Source organism: Streptomyces sp. DH10, from assembly GCF_029813805.1.
Lineage (GTDB): Bacteria > Actinomycetota > Actinomycetes > Streptomycetales > Streptomycetaceae > Streptomyces > Streptomyces coeruleofuscus.
Window position 1 is genome coordinate 205,785 of sequence record NZ_JARVKU010000002.1, and the last position, 17,335, is coordinate 223,119.

General features: G+C 71.4%; 17 protein-coding genes. 8 read left to right on the plus strand and 9 right to left on the minus strand.

Translation table 11 applies throughout. The features are described from left to right. Positions 1-3: 3 nt before the first annotated feature. Positions 4-591 carry a Uma2 family endonuclease gene (locus QC385_RS04570; protein WP_279539957.1) on the minus strand — a complete coding sequence of 196 codons (588 nt, stop codon included), beginning with the start codon at positions 589-591 and terminating at the stop codon, positions 4-6. A 99-nt stretch (positions 592-690) separates the two neighbouring features. Then, positions 691-1,212: a GNAT family N-acetyltransferase gene (locus QC385_RS04575; protein WP_279539958.1), complete on the minus strand. Its 522-nt coding sequence runs from the start codon at positions 1,210-1,212 to the stop codon at positions 691-693. A gap of 25 nt (positions 1,213-1,237) precedes the next feature. Between QC385_RS04575 and thpR the strand changes: the two genes are divergently transcribed. Beyond that, entirely contained in the window at positions 1,238-1,810 is a 573-nt protein-coding gene (gene thpR / locus QC385_RS04580) for an RNA 2',3'-cyclic phosphodiesterase (RefSeq protein WP_279539959.1), read from the plus strand. 188 nt (positions 1,811-1,998) lie between these two features. Here the strand turns inward: thpR and QC385_RS04585 are convergent, their stop codons facing one another. Then, the gene (locus tag QC385_RS04585) at positions 1,999-2,991 is read right to left on the minus strand and encodes an aldo/keto reductase (RefSeq protein ID WP_279539960.1); all 993 of its coding nucleotides are present in this window, start codon (positions 2,989-2,991) and stop codon (positions 1,999-2,001) included. Between the two features lie 125 nt (positions 2,992-3,116). On the opposite strand from QC385_RS04585, the gene QC385_RS04590 reads away from it, so the two are divergent. Further along, on the plus strand, positions 3,117-3,866 hold the full coding sequence (locus QC385_RS04590; RefSeq protein ID WP_279539961.1) for an aminoglycoside adenylyltransferase family protein: 750 nt from the start codon (positions 3,117-3,119) through the stop codon (positions 3,864-3,866). Here QC385_RS04590 and QC385_RS04595 read toward each other — a convergent pair. Continuing rightward, positions 3,854-4,528, minus strand: coding sequence for an SGNH/GDSL hydrolase family protein (locus QC385_RS04595; protein WP_279539962.1), 675 nt, complete (start codon positions 4,526-4,528; stop codon positions 3,854-3,856). The genes QC385_RS04590 and QC385_RS04595 overlap by 13 nt on opposite strands. Positions 4,529-4,686: 158 nt before the next feature. On the opposite strand from QC385_RS04595, the gene QC385_RS04600 reads away from it, so the two are divergent. From QC385_RS04600 to QC385_RS04610, 3 genes are all read left to right on the plus strand, one after another. Continuing rightward, complete coding sequence (locus QC385_RS04600; protein ID WP_086844440.1) at positions 4,687-5,094, plus strand: YciI family protein; 408 nt, start codon at positions 4,687-4,689, stop codon at positions 5,092-5,094. 8 nt (positions 5,095-5,102) lie between these two features. Next, a complete protein-coding gene (locus tag QC385_RS04605) occupies positions 5,103-6,248 on the plus strand; it encodes an RNA polymerase sigma factor (protein ID WP_279540351.1) in 1,146 nt (381 codons plus the stop codon). A 62-nt stretch (positions 6,249-6,310) separates the two neighbouring features. After that, positions 6,311-7,282, plus strand: coding sequence for a WD40 repeat domain-containing protein (locus QC385_RS04610; RefSeq protein WP_279539963.1), 972 nt, complete (start codon positions 6,311-6,313; stop codon positions 7,280-7,282). A gap of 470 nt (positions 7,283-7,752) precedes the next feature. Here the strand turns inward: QC385_RS04610 and QC385_RS04615 are convergent, their stop codons facing one another. Continuing rightward, entirely contained in the window at positions 7,753-8,565 is an 813-nt protein-coding gene (locus QC385_RS04615; RefSeq protein ID WP_279539964.1) for a TetR/AcrR family transcriptional regulator, read from the minus strand. 111 nt (positions 8,566-8,676) lie between these two features. On the opposite strand from QC385_RS04615, the gene QC385_RS04620 reads away from it, so the two are divergent. Together QC385_RS04620 and QC385_RS04625 are read left to right on the plus strand one after the other, a co-directional pair. Then, the gene (locus tag QC385_RS04620; protein ID WP_279539965.1) at positions 8,677-9,639 is read left to right on the plus strand and encodes an ATP-binding cassette domain-containing protein; all 963 of its coding nucleotides are present in this window, start codon (positions 8,677-8,679) and stop codon (positions 9,637-9,639) included. Further along, a complete protein-coding gene (locus QC385_RS04625) occupies positions 9,636-10,454 on the plus strand; it encodes an ABC transporter permease (RefSeq protein WP_279539966.1) in 819 nt (272 codons plus the stop codon). Before QC385_RS04620 ends, QC385_RS04625 begins: the two co-directional genes overlap by 4 nt. 310 nt (positions 10,455-10,764) lie before the next feature. On the opposite strand, the gene QC385_RS04630 is transcribed toward QC385_RS04625, so the two are convergent. The 4 genes from QC385_RS04630 to QC385_RS04645 form a co-directional block, all read right to left on the minus strand. Next, positions 10,765-11,634, minus strand: a complete 870-nt coding sequence (locus QC385_RS04630) for a glutaminyl-peptide cyclotransferase (RefSeq protein WP_279539967.1) — start codon at positions 11,632-11,634, stop codon at positions 10,765-10,767. Positions 11,635-11,740: 106 nt separating this feature from the next. Beyond that, the gene (locus QC385_RS04635) at positions 11,741-13,333 is read right to left on the minus strand and encodes a polysaccharide biosynthesis tyrosine autokinase (RefSeq protein WP_279539968.1); all 1,593 of its coding nucleotides are present in this window, start codon (positions 13,331-13,333) and stop codon (positions 11,741-11,743) included. Positions 13,334-13,448: 115 nt separating this feature from the next. Beyond that, on the minus strand, positions 13,449-15,365 hold the full coding sequence (locus tag QC385_RS04640) for a DUF4012 domain-containing protein (protein ID WP_279539969.1): 1,917 nt from the start codon (positions 15,363-15,365) through the stop codon (positions 13,449-13,451). Between the two features lie 113 nt (positions 15,366-15,478). Beyond that, complete coding sequence (locus tag QC385_RS04645; protein WP_279539970.1) at positions 15,479-16,138, minus strand: sugar transferase; 660 nt, start codon at positions 16,136-16,138, stop codon at positions 15,479-15,481. 192 nt (positions 16,139-16,330) lie between these two features. Between QC385_RS04645 and QC385_RS04650 the strand changes: the two genes are divergently transcribed. Continuing rightward, on the plus strand, positions 16,331-17,326 hold the full coding sequence (locus QC385_RS04650) for a UDP-glucuronic acid decarboxylase family protein (protein WP_279539971.1): 996 nt from the start codon (positions 16,331-16,333) through the stop codon (positions 17,324-17,326). The last annotated feature ends 9 nt before the right edge of the window (positions 17,327-17,335 follow it).

Genomic DNA, 17,335 nt, shown 5'->3' on the forward strand with positions numbered 1-17,335 from the left:
GCGTCAGTCGCGGGGGAACTCGCCGGTTTCGAGGACGAGCCCGACCACGGTGCCTGTCAGGTCGATCTCGTCCCCGAAGTCCAGACTCAGCTCGCCCCGATATTCGCCGTCCTTGGGCTTGGTGTGCAGATGCCAGCGGCCGGTGTACGGATCCACGATCAGGTACACCGGCACACCGGCCGAGGCATAGGCGTCCTTCTTGGGGCCGTAGTCGTTCGCCGCGGTCTTCCTGGAGATCACCTCGGCGACGAACTCGACGTCCTGGTAGCGCCAAAGGCCCTTGTCGTTCTTCGCCGCGCCCTCCGCCATCACGGTCAGATCGGAGGCGAAGCCGTTGAGGTGGCCCGGGTAGTCCACGCGGACATCGGACTTCACGCGCTTGCGCGGATACTTGGTGCGCAGTTGCTCGACGATGTCCAGGATGATGTCCCAGTGGGTGTCCCGCTGAGGCGCCATGAAGATGTTCCCCCCGACGATCTCGACCTTGTAGCCCTCGGGGACCGGCATCGTCTCCACCCACTCGAACATCGTGTCGAGCGTGAGTTCACCGCTGCTGTCGGCCATCTCGATCCTGTCGTCAAGGACGGTCATCGTGGCGCTCCTCCCCGGCCGCACCCGTGGATGGATCCGGCCGCGCAGTACAACGATACGCACGGTGACCAGGACACGCCCCGGGTCCGCGGGGCGGGCCTACACCCTGCGAGCCAGCAACTGCCCCGGCCACTTGCTCTCGCCGACCGTGAAGGCCTCGGTCCGGGTGAAGCCGTTGGACTCGTAGTAGCGGACGAGCTTGCCGTCGTCCCCGGCGTAGCAGTCGACGCGGAGCAGGGAGATCCCGGCGCGGCGGGTCTCCTCGGCGGCGTGCGCGAGCAGGGCGCTGCCCACGCCGTGCCCCTTGAAGCGGCGGTCGGAGGCCAGCCAGTGGATGTAGCGCTCGGGTTCGCCGGGCTGCGGGAGGTGGGACAGGGAGGCGCCCGCCGAGTCGGTGAGGGTGAGGGTGCCGGCCGGGACGCCGTCGGCGTCGGCCATGAACACGCTGCCCTCCGCCATGTACCGGCCGACCGACTCCACCGTCTTCGGGCTCTGCGACAGGGGCCGCGTCCCCCACTGCCCCGTGCGCCCCTGGGAGACCAGCCACTCCACACAGTTGTCGAGCATGCCGAGTATCGCGGGAATGTCGTCGGGCCCGCCGTCCCGGATGGTGATCCGCATGGCCTCATGGTGCCAGGCTGGACCCATGAGACTCTTCGCGGCCGTGCTGCCCCCTGACGAGGTGTGTCGTGAACTCGGCGGTGTGGTCGACGAGTTGCGCGCGCTGCCCGGCGCCGACGGCATGCGCTGGACCGGCCGTCCGGGCTGGCACTTCACACTCGCCTTCTACGGTGAGGTCGACGACGGTCTGGTCCCCGAGCTGGCGGAGCGGCTGGAGCGGGCCGCGCGCCGGACCGAGCCGTTCTCGCTGGCCGTGCGGGGTGGCGGGCAGTTCGGGCACGGGAAGGCGCTGTGGGCCGGGGCCGACGGGGACCTGGCGGCCCTCCGGCTGCTGGCCGAGCGGGCCGAGGCGGCCGCGCGCAAGGCCGGGGTGCCGATGGGGGAGCACCGGCGGTACAAGGCCCATCTGACCGTGGCGCGGAAGCGGGAGGCGGGGGACGTGCGGGCGTTCCTGGACGTGCTCGCGGGATTCACGGGCCGGACCTGGACCGTACGGGAGCTCTGCCTGGTGCGGAGCAATCTGCCGACGTCGGGGGTCCCGGGAGAGCAGCCCCGGTACGAGGCGGTCGGGCGCTGGCCGCTCGGGGGCGCCGGTTAGGCTCGGTGGCGTGGACCCGAAAACCCGCAACCGGATCATGGCCGGTGTGCTCGTGCTGATGTTTCTCGTCGTCGCCCTGGCTTCCGTGCTCGGGAGGTAAGGGCGGCGGGGGAACTGCGGACGGCTGCTTTTCGGCTCCGGGCCGGTGGCGGCTTGTCGCGCAGTTCCCCGCGCCCCTGACGGGGCCGCTACCAGGCGAAGGCCTCCGGTGACGGGCCCGGGCCCGGGAAGATCTCGTCCAGGCCGGCCAGGAGCTCCTCGGACAGTTCCAGCTCGGCCGCGCGGACCGCGGAGGCGAGCTGCTCGGCCGTGCGCGGGCCGACGATCGGGCCGGTCACGCCGGGGCGGGTGAGCAGCCAGGCCAGAGCGGCCTCGCCGGGCTCGATGCCGTGCTTGTCGAGCAGGTCCTCGTAGGACTGGATCTGCGCACGGGTGGCGGGGTCGGCGAGCGCGTCGGCCGCGCGGCCGGAGGTGCGGCGACCGCCCTGGGCCTCCTTCTTGAGCACACCGCCCAGCAGACCACCGTGCAGCGGCGACCAGGGGATCACGCCGAGCCCGTAGTCCTGAGCGGCCGGGATGACCTCCATCTCGGCACGCCGCTCGGCGAGGTTGTACAGGCACTGCTCGCTGACCAGCCCTATGGTCCCGCCCCGCCGGGCGGCGATCTCGTTGGCCTGGGCGATCTTGTAGCCGGGGAAGTTCGACGACCCGACGTAGAGGATCTTGCCCTGCTGGACCAGGACGTCGATCGCCTGCCAGATCTCCTCGAAAGGCGTGTCCCGGTCGATGTGGTGGAACTGGTAGACGTCGATGTGGTCCGTCTGGAGCCGCTTGAGGCTGGCGTCCACGGCCCGCCGGATGTTGAGGGCGGAGAGCTTGTCGTGGTTGGGCCAGGCCGGGCCGTCGGCGCCCATGTTGCCGTAGACCTTGGTGGCGAGGATGACCTTGTCGCGCCGCCCCTCGCCCTTGGCGAACCAGTTGCCGATGATGCTTTCGGTGCGGCCCTTGTTCTCGCCCCAGCCGTAGACGTTGGCGGTGTCGAAGAAGTTGATGCCCGCGTCCAGCGCCGCGTCCATGATGGCGTGGCTGTCGGCCTCGTCGGTCTGCGGTCCGAAGTTCATGGTGCCGAGGACGAGTCGGCTGACCTTGAGTCCCGTGCGTCCGAGCTGCGTGTACTTCATGCCGCCCAAGCCAACGTGTTGAAGTGCGCTCCAAGCAAGCACGTGTCGACCTCGAGGGGGCCGGGGTGGGGCAGCCGCGCAGTACAACGATACGCGCGGTGACCAGGACACGAGAAAGAGCGCATATGCCAGAGCACCCCGCCACCGATCACCTCGTCCAGCTCCTCCGCACCACCCTCGGCGACTCCGTCCTCGGCATCTACCTGCACGGCTCCGCCACCCTCGGCGGCCTCCGCCCGCACAGCGACATCGACGTCCTGGCCGTCGTACGGGACCGCACGACGCACGCCCAACGCCGGGCCCTGGTGGAGGAGTTGCTCACGGTGTCCGGCGTGGACGGGCGGCGGCACATCGAGCTGATCGTCGTCGTACAGGACGACGTACGGCCCTGGCGCTACCCGCCGACCTGCGACTTCCTCTACGGCGACTGGCTGCGGGACGACTACGAGCGCGGAGTGACCCCGGGCCCCGAGCCCAGCCCCGATCTCGCGCCTCTCCTCACGATGGTCCTGCGCGCCGACACCCCGCTCCACGGGCCGCCGCCCGCCGAGCTCCTCGCCCCCGTCCCGCACGACGACCTCAGGCGCGCCATCGTCGCCGGCGTGCCGGAGCTGATGGCCGAGCTGGACTCCGACACCCGCAACGTGCTGCTCACCCTCGCCCGGATCTGGACCACCCTCACCACCGGGACCATCCGCTCGAAGGACGCGGCGGCCGAGTGGGCGCTCGACCGGCTCCCCGCCGGGCACCGGCCCGTCCTCGCCCGCGCCCGGGCCGTCTACCTGGGGCAGGAGCAGGAGCACTGGGACGATCTGGCGCCCGGGCCCTGTGCGGAGTTCCTGACCCGGATGATCACCGAGAGCTACTGCTCGTAGGGCTCGCCCAGGTCCCACGCCTGGTACATCGCCTCCGCGAAGGCCGCCGCGATCTTGTGCTCGCCGCTCGCGTTGGGGTGGGTGCCGTCGTAGGTGTCGGCGTGGATGTCGTAGGAGGGCGGGGTCGAGGCCAGGAGGACGGGCGAGCCGGGCTCGTCGAGGTCCGCGGCCGTCTTCGCCAGCAGTTCGTTGAAGCGGGCGACCTCTGCGGCGAAGGCCGGGTCGGACTCGGCGCGCACGTTCGGGGTCACCGGCAGCCACACCATCCGCACCCGCCGGTTCGCCGCGCGGGCCTCGGCCACGAAGGCCCGGACGTTCTCGGCGGTCTGCCCGGCGTTGGTGTAGAAGCCCAGGTCGATGAGGCCGAGGGAGACCAGGAGCACGTCCGCGCGGCACGAGCGCACCGCCTCGCCGATCAGCGGCGCCATGTGCAGCCAGCCCTCACCCCAGCCGGCCAGGTGGGCACGGGGAAAGTCAGGGTCGGCGTACGCGTACGACGTCGGGGCGTCGGCGAGCTTGTCGTGGAGCGTCTCTCGCGGGCCGACGAGGGTGAAGGGGCCGCCGTAGGACCGGCACAGGTGCTGCCACATCCGGTAGCGCCACGTGTGATCGCCCGCGCTCCCGATCGTCATGGAGTCACCGACGGGCATGAACCTGAGCATCCGCTCATCATGAATGATCCAGCCGCCTGACGGGGTGTGAGTCGGACCACGCGCGGATCCCGAAAAAAATCGGCCGGTGATGTCGAGAACCCGCGTCCGGCTCCGTCCCCGGGGTGAAGGCGACCAGAATGGGTCGCACCAGCTCCGAGGAGAACACCATGGCCAAGTACCTGCTGCTGAAGCACTACCGCGGCGCCCCGGCTCCGGTCAACAACGTGCCGATGGACCAGTGGAGCCCGGAGGAGATCTCGGCGCACATGCAGTACATGAACGACTTCGCGGCCCGGCTGGAGAAGACCGGCGAGTTCGTCGACGGTCAGGCCCTGGCCCCCGAGGGAGCATGGGTCCGCTACGACGGTGAGGGGCGCCCGCCGGTCACCGACGGCCCGTTCGCGGAGACCAAGGACCTCATCGCCGGCTGGATGATCATCGACGTCGACAGCTACGAGCGCGCCGTCGAGCTGGCCGGGGAGCTGTCGGCCGCCCCCGGCGCGGGCGGCAAGCCGATCCACGAGTGGCTGGAACTGCGCCCGTTCTACGGCGTGACCCCCACCATCACCGAGTGACGACTCTGATGAACGAGGCCCTGCTCCGGAGCCTCACGCCGAGCGTGCTCGCCGTCCTCGTCCGCCGCGGAGCCGACTTCGCGGCGGCCGAGGACGCCGTGCAGGACGCGCTCGTCGAGGCGCTCCGGGTCTGGCCCGCCGACCCTCCGCGGGATGCCAAGGGCTGGCTGGTCACCGCGGCCTGGCGCAAGTTCCTCGACGCGACGCGCGCCGACGCCGCCCGCCGCCGGCGTGAGGACCGCGTCGACGAGGAGCCGGCGCCCGGGCCCGCGCCCGAGGCGGACGACACGCTCCAGCTCTACTTCCTGTGCGCCCACCCGTCGCTGACGCCGTCGTCCGCCGTCGCGCTCACGCTGCGCGCCGTCGGCGGGCTGACCACCCGCCAGATCGCCCAGGCCTACCTGGTGCCCGAGGCGACCATGGCGCAGCGCATCAGCCGGGCCAAGCGCACCGTCTCCGACGTGCGGTTCGACCAGCCCGGCGATGTCGCCACCGTGCTGCGCGTCCTCTACCTGGTGTTCAACGAGGGCTACTCCGGCGACGTCGACCTCGCCGCCGAGGCCATCCGGCTCACCCGGCAGCTCGCGGCCGCGATCGACCATCCCGAGGTGGCGGGGCTGCTCGCCCTCATGCTGCTCCACCACGCCCGGCGGTCCGCCCGTACCGCGCCCAACGGCAGCCTGGTGCCGCTCGCCGAGCAGGACCGCGGCCGGTGGGACACCGCGTTGATCGCCGAGGGCGTCGGGATCCTCCAGGCGGCCCTCGCCCGCGACCGGCTGGGGGAGTTCCAGGCCCAGGCCGCCATCGCGGCCCTCCACGCCGACGCACCCACCGCCGAGGAGACCGACTGGGTGCAGATCGTCGAGTGGTACGACGAGCTCACGCGCCTGACCGACAGCCCGGTCGTCCGGCTCAACCGCGCGGTCGCCGTCGGGGAGGCCGACGGACCGCGCGCCGGCCTGGCGGCGCTCGCGGCGCTGGACGACGCGCTGCCCCGCCACACCGCGGTGGCGGCGTATCTCCACGAGCGCGACGGCGATCTGGCCACCGCGGCACGGCTGTACGCCGAGGCGGCCCAGAAGGCACCCAACCTCGCCGAGCGCGGTCACCTGACGCGCCAGGCAGCCCGGCTCAACGCCCGCCGAGGTGGCTGACGGATCACGCCCGGTTCTGCGGCGGACCGACCACGCACACCCGGGATGGCAGGCTTAAGGGCATGCGCCGACCGTTCGTCACACTCGCCGCGGCCCTCCTCGTGGGCGCCCTCGCCGTGCCCGCCTCCGCCGCCGACGGCGACGAGGACTTCACGATCAAGGATCCACGCATCACCGAGTCCAGCGGTCTGGCCGCCTCCCGCCTCCACCCGGGCATCTACTGGACGCACAACGACAGCGACGACGGCCCCTACATCTACGCCGTCGACAGCGGGACGGGCGAGACCGTCGCCCGCCTCACGCTCACCGGCGTCGGCACGCCCCGGGACGTCGAGGCCATCTCCGTAGGCCCGGACAACCGGATCTACGTCGGCGACATCGGCGACAACCTCGGCGGCAGCTGGCCCCATGTGTGGATCTACGAGCTGCCCGAGCCGAAGACGCTGAAGGACCAGACGGTCCGGGCCACCCAGTACGTCGTGAAGTACTCCGACGGGGCCCGCGACGCCGAGTCCCTCGTCGTGCATCCCAAGACCGGCCGCGTCTACATCGTCGACAAGAACGAGCAGGGCGGGCACCTGTACGAGGGGCCCGCCGAGCTCTCCGCCTCGGGCACGAACGTCTTCCGGCCCGTCGCGGCCGTGCCCGACCTGGAGGCCACCGACGCCACGCTCTCCCCGGACGGCGAACGCCTCGTCGTCCGCAGCTACTTCGGCGCGATCGCGTACGACTGGAACGGCGGGAAGATCAAGCGGAAGGAGCGGCTCGGCGTGCCGTTCCTCGGGCAGGGCGAGTCCGTCACGTACACCGCCGACGGGACGAGGCTCATGTACGGGGCCGAGGGGGCCGACAGCTCGGTGGAGGGACAGGACGCGCCCGGTGGCGGCTCCTCCTCCGGCAGCGGGAGTCCGGCCGCGGGGGGCGAAGGCGACAGCGGCGAGGGGCTCGACGGCAACCTCAAGACCGGCGCCATCGCCGTGGCCGTGGCCTGCGCCGCCCTGCTCGGTCTGCGCGGGCTGAGGCGGCGCCGCTAGGGCCTGTCGTTTGGATCAGGTCGCGGGGAATCGACGGCATCCGGTCAGCGCCGGTGAGCGGGGCCTGGTGCGTGCGGCTGCAAGGCGGAGGAGGGAGTCAACGCGGAGCGTTGGCGACTGACGACAACGCCGCAGATGCGCGTGCCAGGCCCCGCGTCTGCGACCTGATCCAAACGACAGGCCCTAACAACCGAAGGCGGCGCGGCTGGCAACCGAAGGCGGCTCAGCCGGCGACCGGAAGCGGCGCGGTCGGCAGCCGGAGCGGCGGCCGAGGGCGTGTCCGTAAAGTCCCGGCGTCCGCCCGGGGGGCGGGCCTCGCGGCGTCCGGTGCGTGCTCTGGGGGTCTCCCCGGCCGGAGGCTGGGGGAGTGCCGGGCGGACGCCCGCGTACTGGTTGTACGTGGGTGTTCGGCCGGAGCGGTGAGAGGGCGTGCCGGGCGTCGCGGGGCAGGCGGGACTTGCGGACACGCCCTAGGAGGACGGCTCGCCCCGGCGTTGCGCCACGAGTACCTCCAACCCGTCCAGGATCCGCTGGAGTCCGAACCCGAAGTGGTCGAAGTCGGGCCCGAACGTGTCCTCGGAGAGCGATGCCATCACCGGGTAGCGGCCCGACGCCAGGACCTTCTCCAGCGTCGGCACCTGCGCCTGCCAGAACTCCGCGTCCGTCAGGCCCGTCCGGCGCTCCGCCTCCTGCTGGTAGAGCTGCGAGCGCGCGGCCCCGACGACGTAGCCGTCGATCATGATGATCGCGGAGACGAGTTCGGGGTCGGTCAGGCCCATCGGGCGGATCAGGGCGAGGACCTTTTCCATGCCGTCCAGGGCGCTCGGGCCGAGGATCGGGCGGGACTGGTTGACCTGGAGCAGCCAGGGATGGCGGCGGTAGAGGGCGAGGGTCTCGCGGGCCATGGCCTCCAGGGCGGCGCGCCAGCCGCCGTCGCCCAGGTCGGCCGGGTTCTCCGAGGGGCGCTGGACCCGGTCCAGCATCAGGTCGAGCAGCTCGCCCTTGCCGGGGACGTACCGGTAGAGCGACATGGTGCCGGTGCCGAGTTCGGCGGCGACCCGGCGCATGGAGAGCCCCTCCAGACCTTCCGTGTCCGCGACCTGGACGGCCGCTTCCACGATCCGGTCCAGGGTCAGGGTCGGCTTGGGGCCGCGGCTGGGACGCCGGCCGGTGTCCCACAACAGTTCGAGGGTGCGGGCGATATCGCCGCTGCCGCTGGTCTCCGTACCGGCCGTACTGCCAGTACCGCCCGTCCTGCCTGTACCGCTCGTGCCGCTTTCCATGGAGCCCAGCTTAGGTCCCCCGTAAAAAACTGGGTACGTCGTACGCGCAATCGGGTACGCTGTACTCAGTTTGGTGCCGGACGCGGGGCACGAGCACACGGGAGGGGCGGCATGGACGGATACGCGGTGCGGGCCGAGGCGCTGGAGAAGCGGTACGGCGAGAAACGCGCCCTCGACGGCTTCGACCTGGCGGTACGCGAGGGCACGGTGCACGGCCTGCTCGGGCCGAACGGGGCGGGCAAGACCACCGCCGTCCGCATCCTGTCCACGCTGGTCCGGCTGGACGGGGGCAGGGCGACGGTCGCCGGTCTTGACGTGGCCCGGCAGCCGCGCGAGGTGCGGGCCCGGATCGGACTCACGGGGCAGTACGCGGCGGTGGACGAGGTGCTCACCGGCCGGCAGAACCTGGAGATGTTCGGCCGGCTGTTCCACCTGGGCGGCAGGCGGGCGAAGCTCAGGGCGACCGAACTGCTGGAGCAGTTCGACCTGACCGACGCCGGCGACCGGGGCGTCGGCAAGTACAGCGGCGGCATGCGGCGCCGCCTCGACCTCGCCGCGTCGATGATCCTCGCCCCGGCCGTCCTCTTCCTCGACGAGCCGACGACAGGCCTCGACCCCCGTAGCCGCGGGGAAGTCTGGGAATCCGTACGGGCGTTGGTGGCGGGCGGCACGACCGTGCTGCTGACCACGCAGTACCTGGAGGAGGCCGACAAGCTCGCCTCCCGCATCACCGTCATCGACCAGGGGCGGGCCATCGCCGACGACACCCCGGACGGGCTGAAGAACCTGGTCGGCGGTGACCGTATCGAGGTCGTGGTCGCCGAGCGGGCCGAGATCCCGCGGGTGGTGAAGGTGGTCGCCCGGGTCACGGACGGCGAACCCGAGGCGGACGAGAGCGAGTTGCGGGTGCACGCCCCGGTCGCCGACCGGGTCACGGCGCTCACCGAGGTGGCGCGGACCCTCCAGGACGAGGGAGTCCGCGTCGAGGACATCGGGCTGCGCAGGCCCAGCCTCGACGACGTGTTCCTGCGTCTGACCGGACACCGCACGGAAGCCAAGGAGGCGGCGGCGTGACCACCCTCGACCTGACCGCGCGGAGCGACCGCGGCCGCGTGTACTGGCTGCTCGCCGACTGCTGGAACCTCGTCCGCCGCGGCCTGACCCACTACCAGCGCCAGCCCGTCAACATCGCCTGGCAGCTGGGCTTCCCGATCCTCTCCGTGCTGCTCTACGGCTATGTCTTCGGCAGCGCGATGAAGGTGCCGGGCGGCGGGGACTACAAGGACTTCCTGATGCCGGGCATGTTCGTGATGACCATGGCGTTCGGCTTCATCAACACCGCCACGGTCGTGGTCTACGACTCCACCAAGGGCGTCATCGACCGCTTCCGCTCCATGCCGATGGCCTCCTCCGCGGTGGTGGCCGGGCGCGGGGTCACCGATCTGATCATCGCCTGCGCCGAGTTGGCGATCATGATGCTCACCGCGTTCGCCATGGGCTGGCGGCCGGACGGGGGCCTCGGCTTCCTCGGCGCGTTCGGGCTGCTGCTGTGGCTGCGGTTCGCGCTGATCTGGATCGGTGTGTGGCTCGGACTGCTCGTGCCCAACCCGGAGGCCGCGGGCGGCCTGTTCGCGGTCGCCTTCCCGCTGACCATGATCTCCAGCATCTTCGTCGCCCCGCAGCTCATGCCCGACTGGCTGGGCTGGGTGGCCATGTGGAACCCGATCTCCTCCACGGCGGCGGCGACCCGCGAGCTGTTCGGCGAGCCGGTCGGCGGTGACACCTGGATCGAGCAGCACGCGCTGCTGATGGCGGGGGTGTGGCCGGTGATCCTGACGGCGATCTTCCTGCCGCTCGCGGTCCGGCGTTTCCGGAGGCTGAGCCGGTGAGTGCCGGGGGCGGTGCGGTGTGGTGAGCGCCGCTCCCGCCGTCAGGTGAACGTTCCCCGCCCGTGGACGACTCGTGCCGCCGGTCAGCGAGGCCCATCCCGCTCACCGTCCGCGGACGCGGACCTGGCGAGCGGGACGTCTCCTTGGTCGGCAGCGGGAAGCCGCCCCTCACTTGGCCGAGGCGGCCCCCGTGAGATTGCTTCGGACCGAACCGGCCGTGACGGACAGGCCGATCAGCAATCAGCAGAGCACCCTCTGAGACGTCCCCCGGCCCCCGTCGCGCGGCCCTGGCGACCGGACGGGAACCGGATCACCTGGCGACGAAAGCCACCCGGAACATCTTCGGCCACCACTTGCCGGTGAGCAGGAACTCATCGGTGCCCGGGATGGCGGCGATGCCGTTCAGCACCTCGGCGGGCTGCTGCTCCTCCGGGGACAGCAGCCCCGAGGCATCGATCTGAGCGGTGACCGCGCCGGTGCCCGTGTCGATGCGCACGATCCGGTCGGAGGGCCAGACATTGGCGTACACACGGTCGCCCACGCATTCCAGCTCGTTGAGCCGCGGCACCGGACGGCCTCGGAGAGTGACGAGGAGTTCACCGGTCGCGGCCAGCGTGCGCGGGTCCCGGAAGGTCAGCCGAGCGGAACCGTCACTGGTGACCAGCCGCCCGCGCCCCGGCTGGTGGCATACCCCCCAGCCCTCCGCCGGGTAGGGGAGACGGCGCAGCTCGGCCAGGGTTGCGGCGTCCCGTTCGATTGCGATGTGGTCCCGGAAGGTCAACTGCCACAGCGTTCGTCCGAGGACGGTGACCCCCTCCCCGAACAGTGGTGCCGGCAGGTCGACACGGACGGTGGGACGCCGGCCGGGCAGGCCCCGGCGGATCGACGACTCGCCGGCCAGGCCCGTCCCCTCGTAGAGGGTTCGCCCGGCCATCTCGAGGCCCTGCGTGTAGGCCTTCGGGTCGTGGGGCAGGACGTCGAGGACCCTGACCCCGAGTTGCTCGACCGGCCCCGCGGCGGACCCGGCCGCGGCCTGGGTACGCACCGGTGAGCGGTCGTCAGCAGCACAGGAGGCAAGCAGTGCCGAGCCTCCCAGGGCCGCGGCCGCGATGGCCGGGAGCGCCAGGAGCGCACGCATCCGCGCGAACCGGGCCATCGGCCCGGACACGGGAACCGCCACGCCGGGCCCCCGGCGCCCACGCCCGCCGGGCCGGCGGCGCCGCGCCCGCCGGGCGAGGCCCGGGCCGGTCATACGGTCCGGGCCGCCCGCGGCGTCCCCTCCTCGCTCAGTGATGGTCTGCCCCTTCATTGGCAGCCGTCGGGGTGGTGTCCTTTCCCGTCGGCACGGCCGGGGTGGTGTCCTTTCCCGTCGGCACGGCCGGCGTGGTGTCCTTCCCCGTCGGCACGGCCGGCGCGGGGAAGGTGTTGATCGTCGCCGGCCCGCCGCGGCGAAGCCGGAGCCGGAGCCGTGGCCGGGCCAGGATTCGGAGCCGGTTCCGGCGTCCGGAGGTCTTGGGCCGGTACTCGTACCCGTAGCCGTACTGCTCGCTGTCGCGCTTTGTGGGAACCATGTTGAGGACGCTGCCGAGCACGGTGGCGCTGACGTCCTGCAGGGCGCGCACGGCGTCGGTGACTTGGCCCCGGGAGCTCTTCCCGTACCGGGCGGCCAGCAGGTAGCCGTCGACCGCCGAGGCCATCGCCGGTGTGTCCGCCACCGGGAGCACCGGCGCTGTGTCGATCACCACATGGTCGAACCTGTCGGCGAGCGAGCGCACCACGGCGCGGAACTGCGCCGAGCCCAGCATCTCCGCCGGGTTCGGCGGCAGCACCCCGCTGGCCAGCACCGAGAAGGAGCCCGCCGACTGCATCACGTCCTCGGCGTTCGCCTGGCCGATCATCACGGTGGTCAGGCCCGCGTCCTGCACCAGGCCGAGCGCACGGGCCACGCTGGGGCGCCGCAGGTCCGCGTCGACCAGGCAGACCGAGGAGCCGAACTCGGCCAGGGAGGACGCCAGGTTGATCGAGATGCTCGTCTTCCCCTCGGCGGGCACTGCGCTGGTCACCGCGATGACCTTGGGCGGGGCGTCGATGTCCACGAACCGGAGGTTGGTGCGCAGCCGTCTGAAGTCCTCCGCCCGCCGGCCGAACGCGTCGTCGTCGGTCGCCACCGCGTGCCGGGAGGCGCTCTGGTCGAGGACGACGCTGCCGAGTACGGCCGGTCCGCCGGTGTCGGCGAGACACCGGGCGAGGTCGCCGCGGCTGCGTACCGAGGTGTCCAGCGACTCCCGCGCGACCGCCAGGCCGGTGCCGAGGCCCAGACCGGCCAGGAGCCCGAGTGCCAGGTTGAGCACCAGATTCGGGGAAGCCGGCTCCTTGGGCTTGCTGGCGTGCTCGGTGATGCTCAGCCGGACGGGCGAGTGCCGGGCGCCCTCCGGTTGCTCGATCTTGGCGATGACCTCGGCGAAGCGGTGGGCGACCGCGTCGCTGATCCGGGCCGCCCGGGACGGCCGGGTGTCCGTGACGGTGATCTTGAGGAGGACCGTTTCCAGCGGTACCTCCGTGGTGATCTTTCGGGCCAGTTGGGAGGGCGTCATGTCCAGGCGCAGAAACTCGATGACCGGTTCGGTCACGCGGGGGCTGGTGACCACTTCCGCGTAGGAGCGGACGCGAGCCTGGGCGAAGGTGTTGCCCTGATTGAGCTTGACCGTGTCGTCCCAGTCCTGAAGAGACACGAAGAGCGTCGAGGTGGCCTGGTACTGCGGTGTGGTGGTGTGGGTGACGAACGCGCCGACCGCTGTTCCCAGCAGGCCCAGTGCCACGATGGCGCGCCAGCGCCTGACCAGGAATCGAAGGTAGTCGGACAGATCCAAGGTACCCATCCCAAAGTGTGCAGGGAGCGACAATAACGACATTCGTTAGCTGAGTGATCGTATCCGTGATATGCGGTGAAAACCTGCATGAGTGACCGTCTTCCGCCGAGTCGGCCGGACCGGATCAGCCCCCGCACGGACCGTTCGGGAGCACCCTGGCGTGCAGGGGATGCACCAGCGGCTGACGCAGCACGAAGGGAGAACGGTCCTTCGGGGGCTCCAGCAAGTGGAGTACGAGGGTGCGTGTGGCGCCAGCGGGCAGCTCGACGCCGAGGGTGAAGACCGGGTGGCCCCGCTCGGCGCCGTGACTCAGCTGAGCGGGGCGGCCGTCCAGGGTGGCACCGGACAGGGTGGCCTCCGCACTGGCGTAGTAGGACACCAGCAGGCGGTTGTCACCAGGCCGGGTGTCGTAGGGCGGGTCGTCCACCCGCTGGACGACGTACGGCGGGAGTCCCGACACAGGGGCCCGGTTGGTCAGGCGCACGGTCACGGTGACCTCGCGCCGGCCATCGACGCACCGGCCCGGTGCCCACACGAGTCGGCGGTCGAGGTAGTAGTCGAGCTTCGTACCCGCCGCGTTGTTGACGACGAGTCCGGCCAGTGGAGCGGATCTTCCGGGCAGTGCTCCGCCGAACGACCGCGCCAGGAGCTCGCGCTGCTCCGCCGAGTGCCCACTCCACACCTTGATCCGTCCCTCTTCCAACTGCCGGTGCAGTGCCGAGAAGAGGGCGGTCCGGCGTGCGGGTTCGGCCGCGGCGCCGAGCAGCCGGATGGCCACCGCACGCGCCACGTCGAGGAAGTACGCCTTGCGCTGCCTGAAGTTCGGGTGGCGCGCGTAGCTGGCGCGCTCGCTGACATCCACGACGTTGTGGGCGGTGATGGCGCTCCCGTCGCGCATCCGGGCAGGGCCGGAGGCGGCGAGCAGCCCGGAGACCGCACCTGGGTCCAGGCCGAAGGCGCCGTCCACACGCTGGCCGCTGTGCCGCTGCCACGCCGCGGCCCAGATCCGCGCCGCGTACGGGAAGTGCGGGCTCATGTTGGAGTTCACCCAGGTCCGGGTCGGGGCGCTGGGGCCGTAGAGCCCGTGGAACTCCGCTCCCAGGTCCACGTCCGCGTACGCCTCGCTCAGTTCGGTGTCGTTCCCGAAGTGCTCGAAGTCGAGCCGGCCCCGGTCCGCTCTGAGCACCGCGAAGGCTCCGGGCAGCCCGCCCGTGCCACGAGCCTCGGCGGTGTTCTCGAACACCGCCAGATACCGCCGCGGTCCGTCCGCTCCGAGCATCGAGGGCATCAACCGGGCCGCCGCGGCGGCATCGTGGGTGAGAGGGGCGATCCGATCGAGCTGTCGGGCGAGTCGGGTGCGCGCCCGGTCGGTGGCCGGCAGCCAGGTGCCGTGCGGGAGGGCGTCGACCTCGGTGCGCACCCCCGATGCGCTGCGCGAGGCCTGTCCGAGAAGGGGAGCCACACGGCGCAGCGCGGAGAGGTTCAGGTGCCGGCCGTCGTCCGTCCCGGTGGATTCCAGCTCCGCGACGGCGCGCGCCAGGGGAGAGAGCACGTCGTGGGTCAGCCGGTCGGAAGCCTCCGCGATACCGCGTACGGTACGGACAGGGCCGCCGAGAAGGGGCAGATGGGCCGCCGGGAACCAGGCGGGGCCGGTCGTGAGCCGATGCGCCCGGGCGGTGTGGCCGGCGGCGTCGCGTACCGCGTCCCGCGCTGTCGCGGTCAGCGTCGCCGACGGGGCGGCCGCGGTGGCCGGGCCCGCTGCCGGCTGCGCGAGGTGCTGTCGGCGCAGTGTCTCCAGACTTCGCTGTGCTGCCAGCAGCTCATCGCGGGCGAGCACTCCGGTGACCGCGATCCAGACGGCACCGGCCAGGAGCAGTCCGGCCGCGGTGTACAGCGGCATCCTGACGCGACGGTCGCGCAGTCGGCGGACGATGACGGCGGGCAGGGTCCACTCCTTGCACCGGCGTGGAATCCACCGGGCCCGCTCCGTACCGAGCGGGGGTTCCTGTCCCCGCGACGCACCCCGGCGAGTCTTGGACATCTGATGTCACTCCCTGGCTGATCTCGTTCGCTGGGGCCCATGGCCCCCCGCAACGTCCTGCGGGGACGCCGGGTGTGGAGGTGAGTCCCTCCGCGTGACGCGTGGGCGCCGGCTCAGTAGGCGCCGTCACCGCGCAGCACGGCGGGGAGGGTCCGGCAGAGGATCGCCAGGTCCAGCCTGATCGACCAGGTGTCGACGTACTCGAGATCCAGACGCAGGGCGTCCTCCCAGGAGAGGTCGGACCGTCCGCTCACCTGCCAGAGTCCGGTGATCCCGGGCCGGACCAGCAGACGGCGGCGGGCCTCCCCGGTGAACGCCGAGTCCACGACCGGGAGCGGACGCGGCCCCACCAGCGACATCTGCCCCCGCAGCACATTGACCAGCTGCGGCAGCTCGTCCAAGGAGTAACGGCGCAACCAGCGCCCGGCCGCGGTCACCCGCGGGTCCTCACGGATCTTGAAGAGGTGCCCGTCCGCCTCGTTGCGTCCCTCCATGGCGGCGCGCAACCGCTCCGAACCGACGTGCATCGTCCTCAGCTTGAGGACATCGAACTGCTTGCCCCGCCAGCCGGTGCGGCGCTGGCGGAACAGCAGCGGGCCCGGACTGTCGAGCTTCACCGCGACGGCGGCGGCGAGCAGCACCGGCGCCACGCACAGGAGCAGGACGGCGGCCCCCACGCAGTCGATGAACCGCTTGGCCGCCCGGACTGCTCCGTGCGCCCGCCCACGCGCAACAGGCCGGTGGTGAGCCGTCTTCGCAGCCGATACCGGCATCGCGCATCCCTTCGTCTTCTGCGGCAGAACGGGTGAAACGCGCCCTGGCTGGGGGCATTACGACTCGCCTGACGTATCAAACGGTCTATTTCTGACTAATGAATAGAAACACGACATCGATCTGAGCTTCGGCAATGACACCGGAGCTCGCCCTCGTCCACCTGCTTGGACGGGGCGGCCGAGAGGACCTGCATGCGTGCAGTAGTGACGGGTGGGGCTGGGTTCCTCGGTTCCCATCTGTGTGAGCGGCTGCTTCAGGAGGACCACGAAGTCGTCTGCGTGGACAACTTCCTGACGTCCAGCCCCGAGAACATCGAACACCTCATGGGCGACCGGCACTTTCAGTTCCGCCACCGCGACATCACCCAGGGCGTGGACGAGCCCGGGCCGGTGGACGCCGTCTTCCACATGGCGTCACCAGCCTCGCCCGCCGACTACCTGAGACTGCCCCTGGAGACTCTCCGGGTGGGCTCGGCCGGCACCTGGCACGCCCTGGACCTGGCCGCGGCCAAGGGCGCCCGCTTCCTGCTGGCCTCCACCTCCGAGTCGTACGGCGACCCCCTGGTTCATCCCCAACCGGAGAGCTACTGGGGACATGTGAACCCCGTGGGCCCGCGTTCGGTGTACGACGAGGCGAAGCGCTTCGGTGAGGCACTGACGATGGCGTACCGCAGGAGCCACGGCGTGGACGCCAAGATCGTGCGCATCTTCAACACCTTCGGGCCGAGGATGCGCCCGGACGACGGACGGGCGATCCCCACCTTCATGCGCCAGGCGCTGAGCGGGGAGCCGATCACGGTCACCGGTGACGGCAGCCAGACCAGGTCCCTGTGCTACGTGGACGACGTGGTCGAAGGCCTGTTGCTCATGATGGCCGGCGACCACGGCGGACCGGTCAACCTGGGCAATCCCCACGAAGTCACCATGCTGGAGCTGGCGCAGTGGATCGGCAAGCTCACCCGGTCCCGCTCCGAGATCACCCTCATCCCCCGTCCTCAGGACGACCCCGAGCGACGGCGTCCGGACATCACCCTGGCCCGCGAGCTGCTGAACTGGGAGCCCACGACTCCCCTGGAGCGTGGCCTGGGCGACACCGTCACGTACTTCCGCCGACGTCTGTCCCTCGGGGAGTGCGCCGGGAGCGGCCCGCGGCCCGCCGGATCCACGCCGAGCCCCGCCGCCTCATGACCGCCCCTC